The sequence below is a fragment of the Janthinobacterium sp. Ant5-2-1 genome, from assembly GCF_001445815.1.
Lineage (GTDB): Bacteria > Pseudomonadota > Gammaproteobacteria > Burkholderiales > Burkholderiaceae_D > Janthinobacterium > Janthinobacterium lividum_E.
In genome coordinates, this window is sequence record NZ_LNCE01000004.1 from 148,399 (window position 1) to 162,483 (window position 14,085).

Here is a 14,085-nt window from a genome sequence, read left to right on the forward strand (position 1 = left end):
GAATCGGATATGTCAGGCCGCTGCCAGGGCGTCGGCGGCGGGTGCGATGCTGACCAGGCGTCCCGCGTGATCGGCAGGCAGGCGCGGGCCCTGGCCGAAGACCTTGTGCCGCAAGCTGCCTTCCTCGTAATGGGTGCGGTAGCGGCCGCGCCGTTGCAGTTCCGGCACGATGTGGGCCACCACATCGGCCATGCTGTCGTGCGCGACGGCGAAGGCGAGGTTGAAACCGTCGATGCCCGTTTCATCGAGCCAGCTTTCCAGCTGGTCGGCCACCTGGCGCGCATCGCCCACCAGCACGGGGCCGCGCCCGCCCAGGCCGATGTATTCGGCCGCTTCGCGTACCGTCCACGTGCGATCCGGGTCGGCCTGGCTGAACGAGGCCAGCGCCGAGCGGCCGGCCGGGGAATCGATGTAGTCGATGGTGGCGTCGAGCGGGTAGCGGCTGAAATCGACGCCCGTCCATCCCGATAGCAGCACGAGGGCCGCCTCGATATTCACGTGGCGCAGGTAGTCGGCGTGCTTGGCGCGCGCTTCTTCCTCGGTGGCGCCCGTGATGACGAGCGCCTGCGCGTAGATCAGCAGCGCGTCGCCATCGCGCCCGCTTTGCCGCACGGCGGCGCGCAAGTCGTCCGCATAGCGTTTCACCACCGTCTTGCTGGGACCACTGACAAAGGTCGCTTCCGCGTGGCGCGCCGCGAAGCGCGTGCCGCGCGGCGAGGTGCCCGCCTGGTACAGCAGCGGCGTGCGCTGCGGCGACGGCTCGCACAAATGGATGCCGGGCACCTGGTAGTGGCGCCCGGCATGGTTGATCGGATGGACTCTGGCCGGATCGGCGTAGATGCCGCGCGCCTTGTCGTTGACGACGGCGTCGTCATCCCAGCTTTTTTCCCACAGCTTGTAGACGACGTCGAGGTATTCGTCGGCCAGGTCGTAGCGCTCGTCGTGGCCCAGCTGCTGTTGCAGGCCCAGGTTGCGCGCCGCGCTATCGAGGTAGCCGGTGACGATATTCCAGCCGATGCGCCCACCCGTCAGGTGATCGAGCGTGGAAATGCGCCGCGCGAACGTATACGGGTGTTCGTAGGTGAGGGCGCAGGTGACGCCGAAACCCAGGTGCGTGGTCGCCTGCGCCATGATGGGCACGAGCGCCAGCGGATCGTTCAGCGGCACTTGCACGCCGTGTTCCAGGGCCGCATCGAGGCTGCCCCGGTACACGTCGTACACGCCCAGCACGTCGGCCAGGAACACCGCGTCGAACAGGCCCGCTTCCAGCAGCTGCGCCAGTTCCGTCCAGTGTGCGGGATCCGTGTAGCGGTGGCTGCGGTCGCGCGCATGCGTCCACAGCCCCGGCGACTGGTGGCCGACGCTATTCATCTGGAAGGCGTTGAAGCGTATCGTCTTTGCCATGGCTTACTTGGCCGCCGTCTGCAACGCTTGCTGGTAATCGGGTTTCGAATAGCCGGCAAAGTGCTTGTTTGTGATGTCGAGGAATTCGCGCGAGCGGTAGGCGGCCGCCAGGTCTTTCGCGAACTGCTTGTCCTTGTCGGCCGTGCGGACGGCCACCAGGTTGATGTAGTTGGGCGAGATTTTCTCGGCCACCAGCGCCTCCGTCAGTTTCAGTCCCGAGGCCAGCGCGTAATTGCCATTGATGAAGGAGTAGTCGGTGTCGCCCAGCGAGCGTGGCAGTTGCGCCGCTTCCAGCGGCAGCAGCTTGATTTTCTTCGTGTTGACGGCGATATCCTTTTCCGACGCGCGCACGGGGTCGAAGCTGGCGCGCAGCTTGATCCATCCCAGCTGGTCGAGCAGCACCAGCGCGCGCGCCTGGTTGGTCGGATCGTTCGGCAAGCCCACCGTCGTGCCTTCCTTCACGTCGTCCAGGGTCTTGTGCTTCTTGCTGTAGATGGCAATCGGCGCCGTGGGGATCGTGATCAGGTCCGTCAGGGCCAGCTTGTGCTCCAGCGCGAATTTCTTCAGGTAGACGATGTGCTGGAACACGTTGGCGTCGAGCGAACCCTCGGCCAGCGCGAAGTTCGGCTGGATGTAGTCATTGAACTCCACCAGCTTGACCTTGTAGCCCTGTTTTTCCAGGATAGGCTTGATGCCCAGTTTGATCTGGTCCGCATACGGCCCGGCGCTGGTGCCGATGGTGATGTCTTTCGGATCCTTGGCGTGGACGAAGCCGCTGGCCAGGGCGAGGGTCAGGGCGGTGAGGAGGATGCTGCGGCGGGCGATGGTCATGGTGGCTCCTTGGTGAATGAATCAGGAATACGCCGTCGGCTCGGGCACCGTGCCTGTCAAGGCAAAGCGTCCCAGGTCGCGCAGCTTGTAGTCGATGGGGTCGTGCAGGGTGTGCACGCGCACGTTGCGCCAGTAGCGGTCGAAGCCGTATTGGGCCGAGGTGGAACGGGCGCCCGTCAGTTCGAACATCTGGCTGCTGATCTCGAGTCCCGCCTTGTGCGCCAGGCATTTTGCTTCGGCCACGGAGACGGCCAGCAAGCCCCGTTCGCGCGCCGTTACCAGCGCGCCCTTGCGGAACACTCTTTCCAGTTCCTGCGCCGCCAAGTCGGCCAGCACTTGCGCGGGACGCAGCAAGAGCCACAGCTGGCCATAGCGGTGCTGCACCAATGGGTCGTCTGTTGCCTTGTCCACGCCCGAGGCAAACCAGGCTTTCGCCTGCGCGTCCGTGTACAGGCGCGCCGCCTCGAATGCGCCTTCGGCGATGCCCAGATAGAGGTTGCTCATGATCAGTTGCGCGATCTGCGAGCGCACGGTCGCTTGCGGCGTGGCAGCCTGCGCGGGCGCCTGCAGCACCAGCTCGCGCGGCAGGGCCACGGCCTGGAAATGCACATTGCCGCTGTCCGTCTGGCGCTGGCCGAAGGCGTCCCAGTCCGCCTGCACGGTGACGCCATCCTGGCGCGTGGGCAGGGCGGCGATCAGCGCCGTCTGCGTGGGCGCGTGCCAGGCGGAGACGGTCAGCCAGTCGGAACCCACGGAGCCGGAAGAAAAGCTCTTGATGCCGTCGAGGATATAGCCATCGCCGCTGTCGGTGGCCGTGACCCGTTTGTCGAGCGGGTTCAAGGCATTGCCCCAGAACAGTCGCTCGTCGACGGTCAGGGTGAGCAGGCGGCGCTGCTGCTGCGCGCTGCCATACAGCTGCAGGCCGGCCAGCTGCAAATGGTGGAAGCCGAAGACATGCGCGAGCGCGCTGTCGGCGCGCGCCAGGATGCGGATCACCTGGTAGACGAGGGGCCACGACGCGCCCTGGCCGCCGAATTCCACGGGAATCGATAAGGTCAGCAAGCCCGACTCGCGCAGCCATTCGCGTTCCTGCGCCGCATGGCCGCCGGCCTGGTCGCGGGCATTGGCCGTTTCAGCCAGGCGCGCAGCCAGCGCCGTGGCAATGCTGATGGCGTCCTGCAGGGGTTCCGGCACAGGCGGCTGGGGACGGGCGGCATGGAGAAAAACGCTAGACATGAGTGACATTCCAGAAAGACGATGACGCCGATATTGCACCGCCCCGCGTGCGCCGTACACGAAGAAAACCGCGCATGGATATGCGAAAAAAGCCATGCGGAGACCGGCGCCTTCGTTTGCGGGGCGTCAGGCCCGGATAGTCAAAAAACGCATATCGAAGCGCGAAAGCATTCGTTTTACTGGGCTTCTGATGGCGATAGGCTGCAAGCATCCGAACAACGCCACTTTCGACAACCTACAGGGACGGGCATCACATGAGCATCTTGTTATTGGGCGGTAGCCCGCAACTCCCATCGAGTTCCAGCCGCCTGCTGCTGCATATCGGCGAACAGCTGGCGCTGCAAGGCCACAGCTACGCCCAGCTGCATGTGCGCGACTTGCCGGCGCGCGCCTTGCTGCTGGCCGACTACGACGATGCGGCGATTGCCCGCGCCGTGCGCGCCGTGGCCGATGCGGACGCCATCGTGATCGCCACGCCCATCTACAAGGCGTCGTATACAGGGCTGCTGAAAGCCTTCCTCGACTTGCTGCCGCAAGATGGCCTGGCGGGCAAGCTGGTGCTGCCGCTGGCCACGGGCGGCGGCCATGCCCACACCCTGGCGCTCGACTACGCGCTGCGTCCCGTGCTCCATGCGCTGGGCGCCAAGCAAGTCTTCACCAGCATTTATGCCAATGCGCAGCAACTGGCGTGGCACGAAGAAGGGGGCTTGAGCCTGGACGCGCCGATTGCCGACCGCGTGCAGGCCGGCATCGAGGAACTCTCCACGGGCCTGTTCGTGCTGCAGGGACAGCGTCCGTCCGCGCCAACCGATATTTCGATCCCCGTGCGTTCGTTGCAAGACCAGCCGTACGCCCCCCACTATCAAGCCGCCTGATTATTCACCGACCAAGGAATTGCCATGACACACCGCCACGCACAACGACTCTCGCGCCGTACCACTTTGGGCCTGCTGTTTGCCGCCGCTGCCGGCATGATGGCAGCCGGCATGCCGGTCGCGGCGCAGGCGCAGGCCAAAGGGGAGCTCCAGGTGCAGGTGCGTATTGGCTACCAGAAATACGGCACCTTGACCCTGCTGAAGGGGCGGGGCACTCTGGAAAAACGCCTGGCCGAGCAGGGCGTGGGCGTGAAATGGACGGAATTCCCGGCCGGCCCCGTGCTGCTGGAAGGCTTGAACGTGGGCAGCATCGATTTCGGCACCGTGGGCGAGGCGCCGCCGATCTTTGCCCAGGCGGCCGGCGCCAACCTGGTCTACGTCGGCAATGAGCCGGCGTCGCCGGCCAGCGAAGCCATCGTCGTGCCCAAGGGTTCCGGCTTGCGCACCCTGGCCGACTTGAAGGGCAAGAAGATCGCCCTGAACAAGGGCTCGAACGTGCATTACCTGTTATTGAAAGCGCTGGAAAAAGCCGGCGTCGCGTACGCCGACATCCAGCCCGTGTTCCTGCCGCCGGCCGATGCGCGCGCCGCCTTCGAGCGGGGCAGCGTGGATGCCTGGGCCATCTGGGACCCGTTCCTGGCGGCCGCCGAAAAGCAGCTGGGCGCCCGCGTGCTGGCCGATGGCAAGGGCCTGGTGGCGAACTACCAGTTTTATCTTGCTTCGCGCACGTATGCGGAAAAAAATCCCGAGATCCTGCGCATCGTGCTCGATGAAGTGGCCAAGGTCGATGACTGGGGCCGCAACAACCCGGACGAAGTGGCGACGATCCTGTCGGCACAGACGGGGCTGGGCAAGGATGTCGTGGCGCTGGCCGCCTCGCGCTATGCGTATGGCGTGAAACCCGTGTCGGTCGACGTCATCGCGTCGCAGCAAAGGGTGGCCGATGCGTTTTCCGGCCTGAAGCTGATCCCGAAACCGATCGTCGTCAAGGACGCGCTGCTGCCGGCGCGCCAGCTGGCCACCAGCACAAAATAAACAAGCAAAGGAAAGTGCACCATGTCATTGAATGTCTTCTGGTTTATCCCTACCCACGGCGACAGCCGCTATCTGGGCACGTCGCAGGGCGCGCGCCCCGTCGATGCCGATTACCTGCGCCAGGTGGCCGTGGCCGCCGACACGCTCGGCTACGACGGCGTGCTGCTGCCCACGGGCCGCTCCTGCGAAGATGCGTGGGTGGTGGCTTCGTCGCTGATCAGCGTGACGCAAAAGCTCAAATTCCTCGTCGCCATCCGCCCCGGCCTGTCCACGCCCGGCCTGGCCGTGCGCATGGCGTCCACCTTTGACCGCCTCTCGAACGGGCGCCTGTTGATCAACGTCGTCACGGGCGGCGACCAGGGCGAGCTGGAAGCGGACGGCCTGTTTGCCGACCACGCCAAGCGCTATGAAATCTCCGATGAATTCATCAAGGTGTGGCGCGCCACGCTGGCGGGCGAGGGTGGCGCGGCCGGCTACGATTTCGAGGGCAAGCATATCCAGGTGAAGGGTGCGAAAACCCTGTATCCGCCCGTGCAGAAACCGTATCCGCCGCTGTATTTCGGCGGTTCCTCGGAACCGGCGCATGAACTGGCGGCCGAGCAGATGGACGTGTACCTGACGTGGGGCGAGCCGCCCGCCGCCGTTGCCGAGAAAATCGCCGACATCCGCGCGCGCGCGGCAAAAAAAGGCCGCACGGTCCGGTTTGGCATCCGATTGCACGTGATCGTGCGCGAAACGAACGAGGCGGCCTGGCGCGCGGCCGATGAATTGATCAGCCACCTCGATGACGACATCATCGCCAAGGCGCAGGCGGCCTTCGGCAAGATGGATTCCGTGGGCCAGCAGCGGATGGCGGCCCTGCATGGCGGGCGGCGCGACAAGCTCGAAGTGTCGCCGAACCTGTGGGCCGGCGTGGGCCTGGTGCGCGGCGGCGCGGGCACGGCCCTCGTCGGCGACGGGCCGACCGTGGTGGCGCGCATGCAGGAATACGCGGACCTGGGCATCGACACCTTCATTTTCTCCGGCTACCCGCACCTGGAAGAATCGTACCGCTTTGCCGAACTGGTGTTCCCGCTGCTGGGCAAGGGCAAGGCCGTGGGTGAGCAGTCCTTGAGCGGTCCCTTCGGCGAAGTCATGGCCAGCAATATCGTGCCGGCCGCACCGCAGAAAAAGGCGGCCTGAGATGGCGGCCGGCTCCATACGACGGGCAGGCGGCGCGCCATGGCGTGTCTCGCTGGCGCCATGGGCCTTGCCAGTGGCGCTGCTGCTGGCCTGGCAGCTGGCGGCGCAGTGGGGCTGGCTGTCGAGCCGCATCCTGCCCGAGCCGTGGGCCGTGGCGAAAGCCTTCTGGCACCTGGCCGTGTCGGGCGAATTGTGGCTGCACCTGAAAACGAGCTTGTGGCGCGCCACGGTCGGTTTCGTCGTCGGCGCGGGACTGGGCTTGCTGCTGGGGCTATTGACGGGTAGCTTCCGCCACGCGGAAACCCTGCTCGATACGACCCTGCAAATGGTGCGCAACATCCCCGCGCTGGCCCTGATCCCGCTGGTGATCCTGTGGTTCGGCATCGACGAGACGGCCAAGCTGTTCCTGCTGGCCGTCGGCGTCTTCTTTCCCGTCTACCTGAACACCTTCCACGGCATCCGCTCGGCCGACCAGGGCTTGATCGAAATGGCGAAAAGCTACGGTCTCTCGGGCTGGCCTTTGTACCGCGACGTGATCCTGCCGGCCGCCATGCCCTCGATTCTGGTGGGCGTGCGCTTTTCGCTGGGCCTCGTGTGGGTGCTGCTGATCGTCGCCGAAACCATCTCGGCGCAGGCCGGCATCGGCTACATGACGATGAATGCCCGCGAATTCCTGCAAACGGACGTGGTGCTGGTGGGGATTTTGCTGTACGCCTTGCTGGGCAAGCTGGCCGATCTGTTCTCGCGCCGGCTGGAACGCCACTGCCTGCGCTGGAATCCCGCTTACCGATAGTGAAATGACGAAGGAAGACACCATGCTGCTCGCCCCCATCCAGATCGAAACGGATTTTTTGTCGCACTTCGTGCAATACGACCCGGCCAGCGCACCGCCGCAGGCCAAGGCCGCGCCGCAAGCTCCCTTGGCGCGCCGTGGCGTGCCTTTGGAGCTGACGCAATTGAGCAAGGCCTATGGCGAACGTCCGGTGCTGAAAAACGTCGATCTGCAGCTGGAAGCGGGCGAGTTCGTCGCCATCGTCGGACGCAGCGGCTGTGGCAAGAGCACCTTGCTGCGCTCCATCGCGGGACTGGAAAGCGTCGATGACGGCAAGGTTGCCATCGGCAGCGGCGTGGGCGCCCCCGACATCCGCATCATGTTCCAGGAATCGCGTTTGCTGCCATGGAAGACGGTGCTCGACAACGTGGCCCTGGGCCTGCCCCGTTCCGTCGGCGCGGCGGCCGCCTCGCTGTGGACGGTGGGCCTGGCCGAACGGGCAAATGACTGGCCGTCTGCCCTGTCGGGCGGGCAGAAGCAGCGCGTGGCGCTGGCGCGTGCCCTCGTGCACGAGCCCCAACTGCTGCTGCTTGACGAGCCATTGGGAGCGCTCGACGCCCTGACGCGCATCGAGATGCAGCAGCTGATTGAGTCGCTATGGCTGGCACGCGGTTTTACGGCCGTGCTGGTGACGCATGACGTGGCCGAAGCCGTGGCCCTGGCCGACCGCGTGCTGTTGATCGAGGATGGGCAGATCACCATGGACGTGCCTGTGGACTTGCCGCGCCCGCGCCAGCGCGGCCATGCGGCCTTCGCCGCGCTGGAGCAGACTATCTTGTCGCGCGTGCTGCAGCCGTCTCGGCCAGGACAATAAAGCCGTCGCTATCGACGGTTGCCACGATGGCTTCATAATTGTCGATGGCCGGGTGGCGCGTGGCCAGCGGGTGCGCATGCGTGGCGGTGACGACGATGACCTTCGCGCCCGCCGCTTCTCCCGCCTCGATGCCGACGGATGCATCTTCGAACACGAGGCAATCCGCAGGCGCCACGCCCAGTTTTTGCGCCGCCAGCAGGTAGCAATCGGGTTTCGGCTTGCCCGCCTTGACGTCTTCCGCCGTCACCATGATGGCCGGTATCGGCATGCCGGCCGCCTTCAGTCGGGCCGTGGCCAGCGCGCGCGGCGCCGAGGTGACGATGGCCCATTGCGCGGGCGGCAGCGATTCTAAAAAGCGCAACGCGCCCGCGATTTCAATAATCCCTTCCACATCGATGATTTCCGCATCCGTGATGCCCTGCGACTCGCGCTGCGCGTCGACGCCGGGCAAGCGCAGTTTGGCGATGGTATCGACCGAGCGCGCGCCGTGGATGGTGGGCAAAAAGGCCGCCACGTCGAGGCCCTGGCGCTGCGCCCACGTGCCCCAGATGCGTTCGGCGGCGGCGATGGAATTGATGACGGTGCCGTCCATGTCGAACAGCAGAGCGCGGTAACTGCCAAGGGGCAGGGGGGAATGAGTGGACAAGGTAGGCCTTCCATGCAAGAGCGGATGTTTATTGTAGCTGTATAGCAAGCTACGTGTTTTCCTACCTTGATATGGACAATAAATTATTAAAAAGAAAAGAAAAATTAATAATTTCTGCTATGATTTGCCGACCTTGTCTTTTAAGCATTTTTCTTGCCATTTTGTTGCTGAATAGATATGGGTTAAGTTGGATCAAGTATGCATCTTTCATCTTGCAGATATTCTAGTGGAGCTAACTCATGCTGAAAAAAATTTGCTATATCGCCACTCTGGCATCCTTGTCGCTCGGCGCCCAGGCGCAGGAGCATCAATACTTTAACTTTTTCTATACGGGTTTTGTCAACGATGGCGTGTTTAATCCCCATATCAGGTATGGTGGTTCGTTCTCAGGCAAGGACCTCAATAACGACGGCGTACTCACAACAAATGAGTTGACCAGCATGGTGGCGCTCGACGTCGACTATACCAAATGCGCGGCTGGACCGAATTGCACGCTGGACTTTTCGTTTGATTACAAGAATGGATTGAGCATCGCCGCACATTATTATTATGATAATGCGCCGCATTTTGAAACTTGGAGCGAGAGGAACTTTAACACCGGTGACTCGGTTTACCGCTACGCCGCGAACCGCGAATCGATTCCATTTTCCCGCCTGGATTATTTCAGCCCGCAAACCCAGTTGCAGGTTCTTTCAGCCGTGCCGGAGCCAGGCGCATACGCGATGATGGGGCTGGGCCTGGTGGCGCTGGCGGCCATGTATCGCCGTCGCAAGTATGTCATTCACCCCGGTTTGGTGGCATGATCCGTTGATGTCACGGGCATAGCACCAGAAGATGGCGCTGCACAGTACGTAAGTGCTCAGCGCCATTGTTTTTCTTGCTACAAATAGACCGATTCAAACCTGGCCACGGGCGCGCCATCCTTGAGCAGGATCAGTTTCTCGCCTTCGAGCTGGTAGCCCGTCACGTTGTTCAAATTGGCCAGCACGGCGCTTTCCAGCTGCATCAACGGCGGCGGACAGGCCATGCGCGTGCCGGCCAGTTGCGTGAAGCGCAGGGCCGTGCCGGCCAGCGTATAGCCGCCCATGACGCGGTTGCAGCCCGTGAAACCGGTGACCTTGCCATCGTCGGTCAGGGTAATGCGCACTTCGCGCTCCTGCTGCGGCGCCATCGCCACCGGCGCGCCATCGAGCTGCGTCAGCTTCCAATAGGTATTCGTCAGGCTGGCCTGCGGCGCCAGGCTGGCGTTCGGCCTGGCGCTGTCGCTGGTGGCGGCGCAGCCACCAGCCATGGCGATGGCGGCGGCAAGGGGAAGGTATGTCAGGCGATGCGGCATGGGATGCTCCTGTGAGGGGGAATGCCTGCAGACTAGCAGGTTTTGCGCGCCGCTCAGCGCACAGCAGCGTTCATTGTTTCCATTTTGCCAGTCCTGGCATTAAACTCATGCTTTCTATTGTTTTAACCTTGATCGGGGAGCCGGGCCGATGCTGCAAGCGCAAGCGCTGGATAATCGACTGGTGGCCACCACTGACGACGACGTGCTCGTCGACCGCATCGTGCCCGGCGCGCCACTGGTCATCGCCTTCGGCTTTGTTTCGTGGACCACGCGTCCCGCCTTCGATTTTTACGGGCGCCTGAGAAAGCTGGAGCATGCCAGCGGCCAGCACCTGAACAAAATCCTCGTGCGCGATTCGGGCAATGCCTGGTACCACCGCCGCATCGCGGGCCTGGGCAACCACGTTGACGAGACGGCGCAAGCCTTGCGCGAACTCGTGCGCCGCATCGCGCCCGGTCAGGTCACCACCGTCGGCCAGTCCATGGGCGCGTACGCGGCCGTCATGTATGGCTTGCTGCTGGACGTGCAGCAGATCGTCGCCTTCGGGCCGTTGTCCTTCCTCGACGTGCAGCAGGCGCGCTTGTACCATGAGCTGCGCTGGCTGCCCGTGATGGAGTCGCTGGCGCAAGACCCGCCGGCCTCCGGCTACTACGACCTGGCGGCCCTGTGCCGCGCCAGGGCGACGGACGCCACGCAGCTGCACCTGGTGTTCGGTACGCGGCCTGACGCTGTCAACGGGGGAGGCAGCGCCAGCGAATCGGTCAACCTCGACGCCATGCACGCGCAGCGCCTGGCCGCCTTCGGCCGCTGCACCCTGCACCCGTATCCCCATTCGGGCCACGCGGTGGTGCAGCACCTGATCGATACGAAGCGCATCAACGGCTTGCTGGCCAAATGCATACTCGGTCTTGCGCTGGAAGAGGAAGCCATGCCGGACATCAGCCGTGAGTGGCAGGACTGGGTGGCGGAAAACCTGCGTTTGGGCTGCGCCGGCGAACAGCTGGTGGCCGTGCTGCAGCAGCACGGCTATTCGCTGACCAGCAGCATGGCCGCCGTGGATGCGGCCCGCGCCAAGGCCACATGACGCCGCAGTTCGAACTCGACACCCTGAAAATCCGCATCGCCGCGCCCGAACTGGCGGCGCTCGACTTGCGCGTACGCGTGCAGCGCGCGCTGCGCCAGCTGATACTCGATGGCGTGCTGGCGCCGGGCCTGCGCCTGCCGGCCACGCGCGTGCTGGCGCAATCGCTGGGCGTGTCGCGCGATACGGTGGAAATGGCGTATGCGCAGCTGCGCCTGGACGGTTATATCCAGCGGCAGGCGGGATCGGGCAGTTTCGTCTCGCCCACGATAGGGGCGAGCTTGCTGGGCAAGCCGGCGGTGGCGTCGCTGTCCATGCCGGCGCAGCCGGTGTCCCTCAGCGCGCGCGGCGCGCAGATTCTCGCCAGCGGCGGCGTGGTCGACCAGCAGAGCGTGAAGGCGTTTGTCACGGGCTTGCCGGAAACGCGGGCCTTCCCGCTCGACGTATGGGAGCGCTTGCGGCGCCAGGCCGCCAGCGAACACCATGTGCTGCTGCACGGCGACCCGCAAGGGACCGAGCCTTTGCGCCAGGCCATCGCAGACTATGTGAACCTGGAGCGGGGCGCGCGGGCCACGGCGCAGCAGGTGCTGGTGCTGAGCAGCACGCGCCAGGCGCTGTACCTGTGCGCGCAAGTGCTGGCCGACGCGCATGGCCCCATTCTGATGGAAGACCCGGGCTATTTCGGCGCGCGCAAGGCGTTCGAGATGGCGCAATTGCAGGTCGTGCCCGTGCCCGTCGATGCGCAGGGATTGTGCATGGCAAGCCTGCGTGCCGACACGAGCGGGGCTAACACGGTATACGTCACGCCGTCGCATCAATATCCGACGGGCGCCACGCTGGCGCTTGAGCGCCGCCTGGCCCTGACGGCCTGGGCAGCCGAGCGCCAGGGCTGGATCATCGAGGACGATTACGACAGCCAGTTTCATTACGCGGGTTTGCCGACGGCGTGCGTGCAGGGCCTCGACACGCAGCAGCGCACGATTTACCTGGGCACCTTCGCCAAGTCGCTGTACCCGGGCCTGCGCATCGGCTACATGGTGCTGCCGCCCGCGCTGGTGAAACCGATGACCCATGCGCGCAGCATCCTCGATGGCCACACGCCGCAGCTGGATCAACTGACCTTGGCCCGTTTCATCGCCGATGGCCATTTCGCGGCCCATGTGCGCGCCATGCGCAAGGTCTACGCCGTGCGCCGCGATGCGATGGCGCATGCCGTGCAGCGGCACCTGCCGCACATGGTCGCGGCGCAGCTGCCGCCGGGCGGTTTGCAGATGCCGTGTCTGCTGCACGAGGGCAGGGTGGAGCTGGACACGATACGCCTGGCGGCGCAGGCGGGCATCGTGCTGCCTGGCCTGAGCCGGCTGTACGCGACGCCGCCGGCGCGCGGCGGCTGGCTGCTGGGCTTTGCGGCGCTCACCCCGCACGAGATCGACAGCGGCATCGTCCGCCTGGCCCGCGCGCTGGGGTGATGCTGTAAGTGGTCTGCTTTATGCGATTGAATTGGCCTGTTTGAGCAGTCCATGTGGCCATTAATATGCTGCCTTTCAATGGCAGAGGCATATACATGACAACAACCACAACAACCGCCATGGCCGACCGGGCGCGCTGGCGCGACCTGGCATCCCCCACCATGGCGGCCTTCATTTCCGTCCTCGTCAACTATGGCGGCACCTTCGTGCTGGTGTTCCAGGCGGCCCAGCTGGCCCAGCTGAGCGCCGCGCAGACGGCGTCCTGGGTCTGGTCGCTGAGCATCGGCGTGGGCGTGACGGGCATCTGGCTCAGCTACCGCTACCGCGCGCCCATCATCACGGCCTGGTCCACGCCCGGCGTGGCTTTCCTGGCCACCGTCATGCCGCATACGCCGTATGCCGAAGTGATCGGCGCCTATATCGTGTCCGCCATCGCCTTCATTTTGCTGGGCATGTCCGGCGCCTTCGAACGCCTCGTGCGGCTGATTCCTGGCGGCATCGCGGCCGGCTTGCTGGCCGGTATCCTGCTGCAGTTTGGCGTGAACGCGTTTGGCGGCGCCAGCGCCGACCCCGTGCTGGTGGTGGTGTTGCTGCTGTCGTACGCCGTGCTGCGCCGTTTCACTGCACGCTTTGCCGTGGTGGGCATCATGCTGATCGGCCTGGCCCTGTTGCTGGCGCAAGGACGCATCGATGCGCAAGGCATCGAACTGGCCCTGGCCGCGCCCGTGTTCGAGATGCCGCGCTTTTCCGTCGCGTCCCTGCTGGGCGTGGCGCTGCCGCTGTTCCTGATCACCCTGACGGGGCAGTACATGCCCGGCATGCTGGTGCTGCGCAATGACGGCTACCAGGTCAGCGCCAATCCCATCCTGACGGTGACGGGTCTCGGCTCGCTGCTCATGGCGCCGTTCGGCGCGCATGCCTTCAACGTGGCCGCCATCACGGCCGCCATCTGCACGGGCAAGGATGCGCATGCGGATTCGTCAAAGCGCTATGTCGCGGGCCTGGCTTGCGGCGTGCTGTACATCCTCGTGGGCGTCTTCGGCGTCACCCTGGCCAGCCTGTTCATGGTCTTGCCGCGCCCCTTCATCACGGCGCTGGCGGGCCTGGCCCTGCTGGGCGCCATCGGCAACAGCCTGGCGCAGGCGATGGCGGACGTGCGCATGCGCGAAACGGCCCTGATTACCTTCCTGGCGACGGCCGCGAACGTGACCCTGCTGGGCGTGGGCGGCGCCCTGTGGGGGCTGGCGGCGGGACTGGCGGCGCATGGGCTGATGCATGGCTGGCGCAAGGCGGCTTGACAACGGCATGGCCATTTTGCCAGCCGCCGCATACAATTGCTGCGCC

At 64.9% G+C, this 14,085-nt stretch carries 14 protein-coding genes; 9 read left to right on the forward strand and 5 right to left on the reverse strand.

The window, feature by feature from the left end:
• Window positions 1–12: 12 nt before the first annotated feature.
• The 3 genes from ASN89_RS00870 to ASN89_RS00880 are packed head-to-tail and all read right to left on the reverse strand — an operon-like array spanning window position 13 to window position 3,471.
• Complete coding sequence (locus tag ASN89_RS00870; protein ID WP_046683666.1) at window positions 13–1,404, reverse strand: LLM class flavin-dependent oxidoreductase; 1,392 nt, start codon at window positions 1,402–1,404, stop codon at window positions 13–15.
• A 3-nt stretch (window positions 1,405–1,407) separates the two neighbouring features.
• Window positions 1,408–2,235, reverse strand: a complete 828-nt coding sequence (locus tag ASN89_RS00875) for a MetQ/NlpA family ABC transporter substrate-binding protein (protein ID WP_046683667.1) — start codon at window positions 2,233–2,235, stop codon at window positions 1,408–1,410.
• A 21-nt stretch (window positions 2,236–2,256) separates the two neighbouring features.
• Window positions 2,257–3,471 (reverse strand): acyl-CoA dehydrogenase family protein, encoded by a 1,215-nt coding sequence (locus tag ASN89_RS00880; protein ID WP_058047952.1) that lies wholly within the window; start codon window positions 3,469–3,471, stop codon window positions 2,257–2,259.
• A gap of 254 nt (window positions 3,472–3,725) precedes the next feature.
• On the opposite strand from ASN89_RS00880, the gene ssuE reads away from it, so the two are divergent.
• Genes ssuE through ASN89_RS00905 form a run of 5 tightly spaced genes read left to right on the forward strand, consistent with a single transcriptional unit; the run spans window position 3,726 to window position 8,209 of the window.
• Complete coding sequence (ssuE, locus tag ASN89_RS00885; protein ID WP_058047953.1) at window positions 3,726–4,346, forward strand: NADPH-dependent FMN reductase; 621 nt, start codon at window positions 3,726–3,728, stop codon at window positions 4,344–4,346.
• Between the two features lie 24 nt (window positions 4,347–4,370).
• A complete protein-coding gene (locus ASN89_RS00890; protein WP_058047954.1) occupies window positions 4,371–5,381 on the forward strand; it encodes a sulfonate ABC transporter substrate-binding protein in 1,011 nt (336 codons plus the stop codon).
• Window positions 5,382–5,402: 21 nt separating this feature from the next.
• The gene (gene ssuD, locus ASN89_RS00895) at window positions 5,403–6,563 is read left to right on the forward strand and encodes an FMNH2-dependent alkanesulfonate monooxygenase (RefSeq protein WP_034757207.1); all 1,161 of its coding nucleotides are present in this window, start codon (window positions 5,403–5,405) and stop codon (window positions 6,561–6,563) included.
• A 1-nt stretch (window position 6,564) separates the two neighbouring features.
• Window positions 6,565–7,356, forward strand: coding sequence for an aliphatic sulfonate ABC transporter permease SsuC (gene ssuC, locus ASN89_RS00900; protein ID WP_058047955.1), 792 nt, complete (start codon window positions 6,565–6,567; stop codon window positions 7,354–7,356).
• A gap of 22 nt (window positions 7,357–7,378) precedes the next feature.
• Window positions 7,379–8,209 carry an ATP-binding cassette domain-containing protein gene (locus ASN89_RS00905; protein WP_082654344.1) on the forward strand — a complete coding sequence of 277 codons (831 nt, stop codon included), beginning with the start codon at window positions 7,379–7,381 and terminating at the stop codon, window positions 8,207–8,209.
• Here ASN89_RS00905 and ASN89_RS00910 read toward each other — a convergent pair.
• Complete coding sequence (locus ASN89_RS00910; RefSeq protein WP_058047956.1) at window positions 8,166–8,855, reverse strand: HAD-IA family hydrolase; 690 nt, start codon at window positions 8,853–8,855, stop codon at window positions 8,166–8,168. The genes ASN89_RS00905 and ASN89_RS00910 overlap by 44 nt on opposite strands.
• Before the next feature lie 239 nt (window positions 8,856–9,094).
• Here ASN89_RS00910 and ASN89_RS00915 point away from each other — a divergent pair, with 239 nt between their 5' ends.
• On the forward strand, window positions 9,095–9,658 hold the full coding sequence (locus ASN89_RS00915; RefSeq protein ID WP_046683672.1) for a PEP-CTERM sorting domain-containing protein: 564 nt from the start codon (window positions 9,095–9,097) through the stop codon (window positions 9,656–9,658).
• Window positions 9,659–9,735: 77 nt separating this feature from the next.
• Here the strand turns inward: ASN89_RS00915 and ASN89_RS00920 are convergent, their stop codons facing one another.
• Window positions 9,736–10,191, reverse strand: coding sequence for an META domain-containing protein (locus ASN89_RS00920; RefSeq protein WP_058047957.1), 456 nt, complete (start codon window positions 10,189–10,191; stop codon window positions 9,736–9,738).
• A gap of 148 nt (window positions 10,192–10,339) precedes the next feature.
• Here ASN89_RS00920 and ASN89_RS00925 point away from each other — a divergent pair, with 148 nt between their 5' ends.
• The 3 genes from ASN89_RS00925 to ASN89_RS00935 all read left to right on the forward strand — a co-directional run bounded on the left by ASN89_RS00925 (window position 10,340) and on the right by ASN89_RS00935 (window position 14,039).
• On the forward strand, window positions 10,340–11,275 hold the full coding sequence (locus tag ASN89_RS00925) for a hypothetical protein (protein ID WP_058047958.1): 936 nt from the start codon (window positions 10,340–10,342) through the stop codon (window positions 11,273–11,275).
• The gene (locus ASN89_RS00930) at window positions 11,272–12,741 is read left to right on the forward strand and encodes a PLP-dependent aminotransferase family protein (RefSeq protein WP_058047959.1); all 1,470 of its coding nucleotides are present in this window, start codon (window positions 11,272–11,274) and stop codon (window positions 12,739–12,741) included. Before ASN89_RS00925 ends, ASN89_RS00930 begins: the two co-directional genes overlap by 4 nt.
• Before the next feature lie 95 nt (window positions 12,742–12,836).
• Window positions 12,837–14,039, forward strand: a complete 1,203-nt coding sequence (locus tag ASN89_RS00935; protein WP_058048002.1) for a benzoate/H(+) symporter BenE family transporter — start codon at window positions 12,837–12,839, stop codon at window positions 14,037–14,039.
• Window positions 14,040–14,085 lie beyond the last annotated feature (46 nt).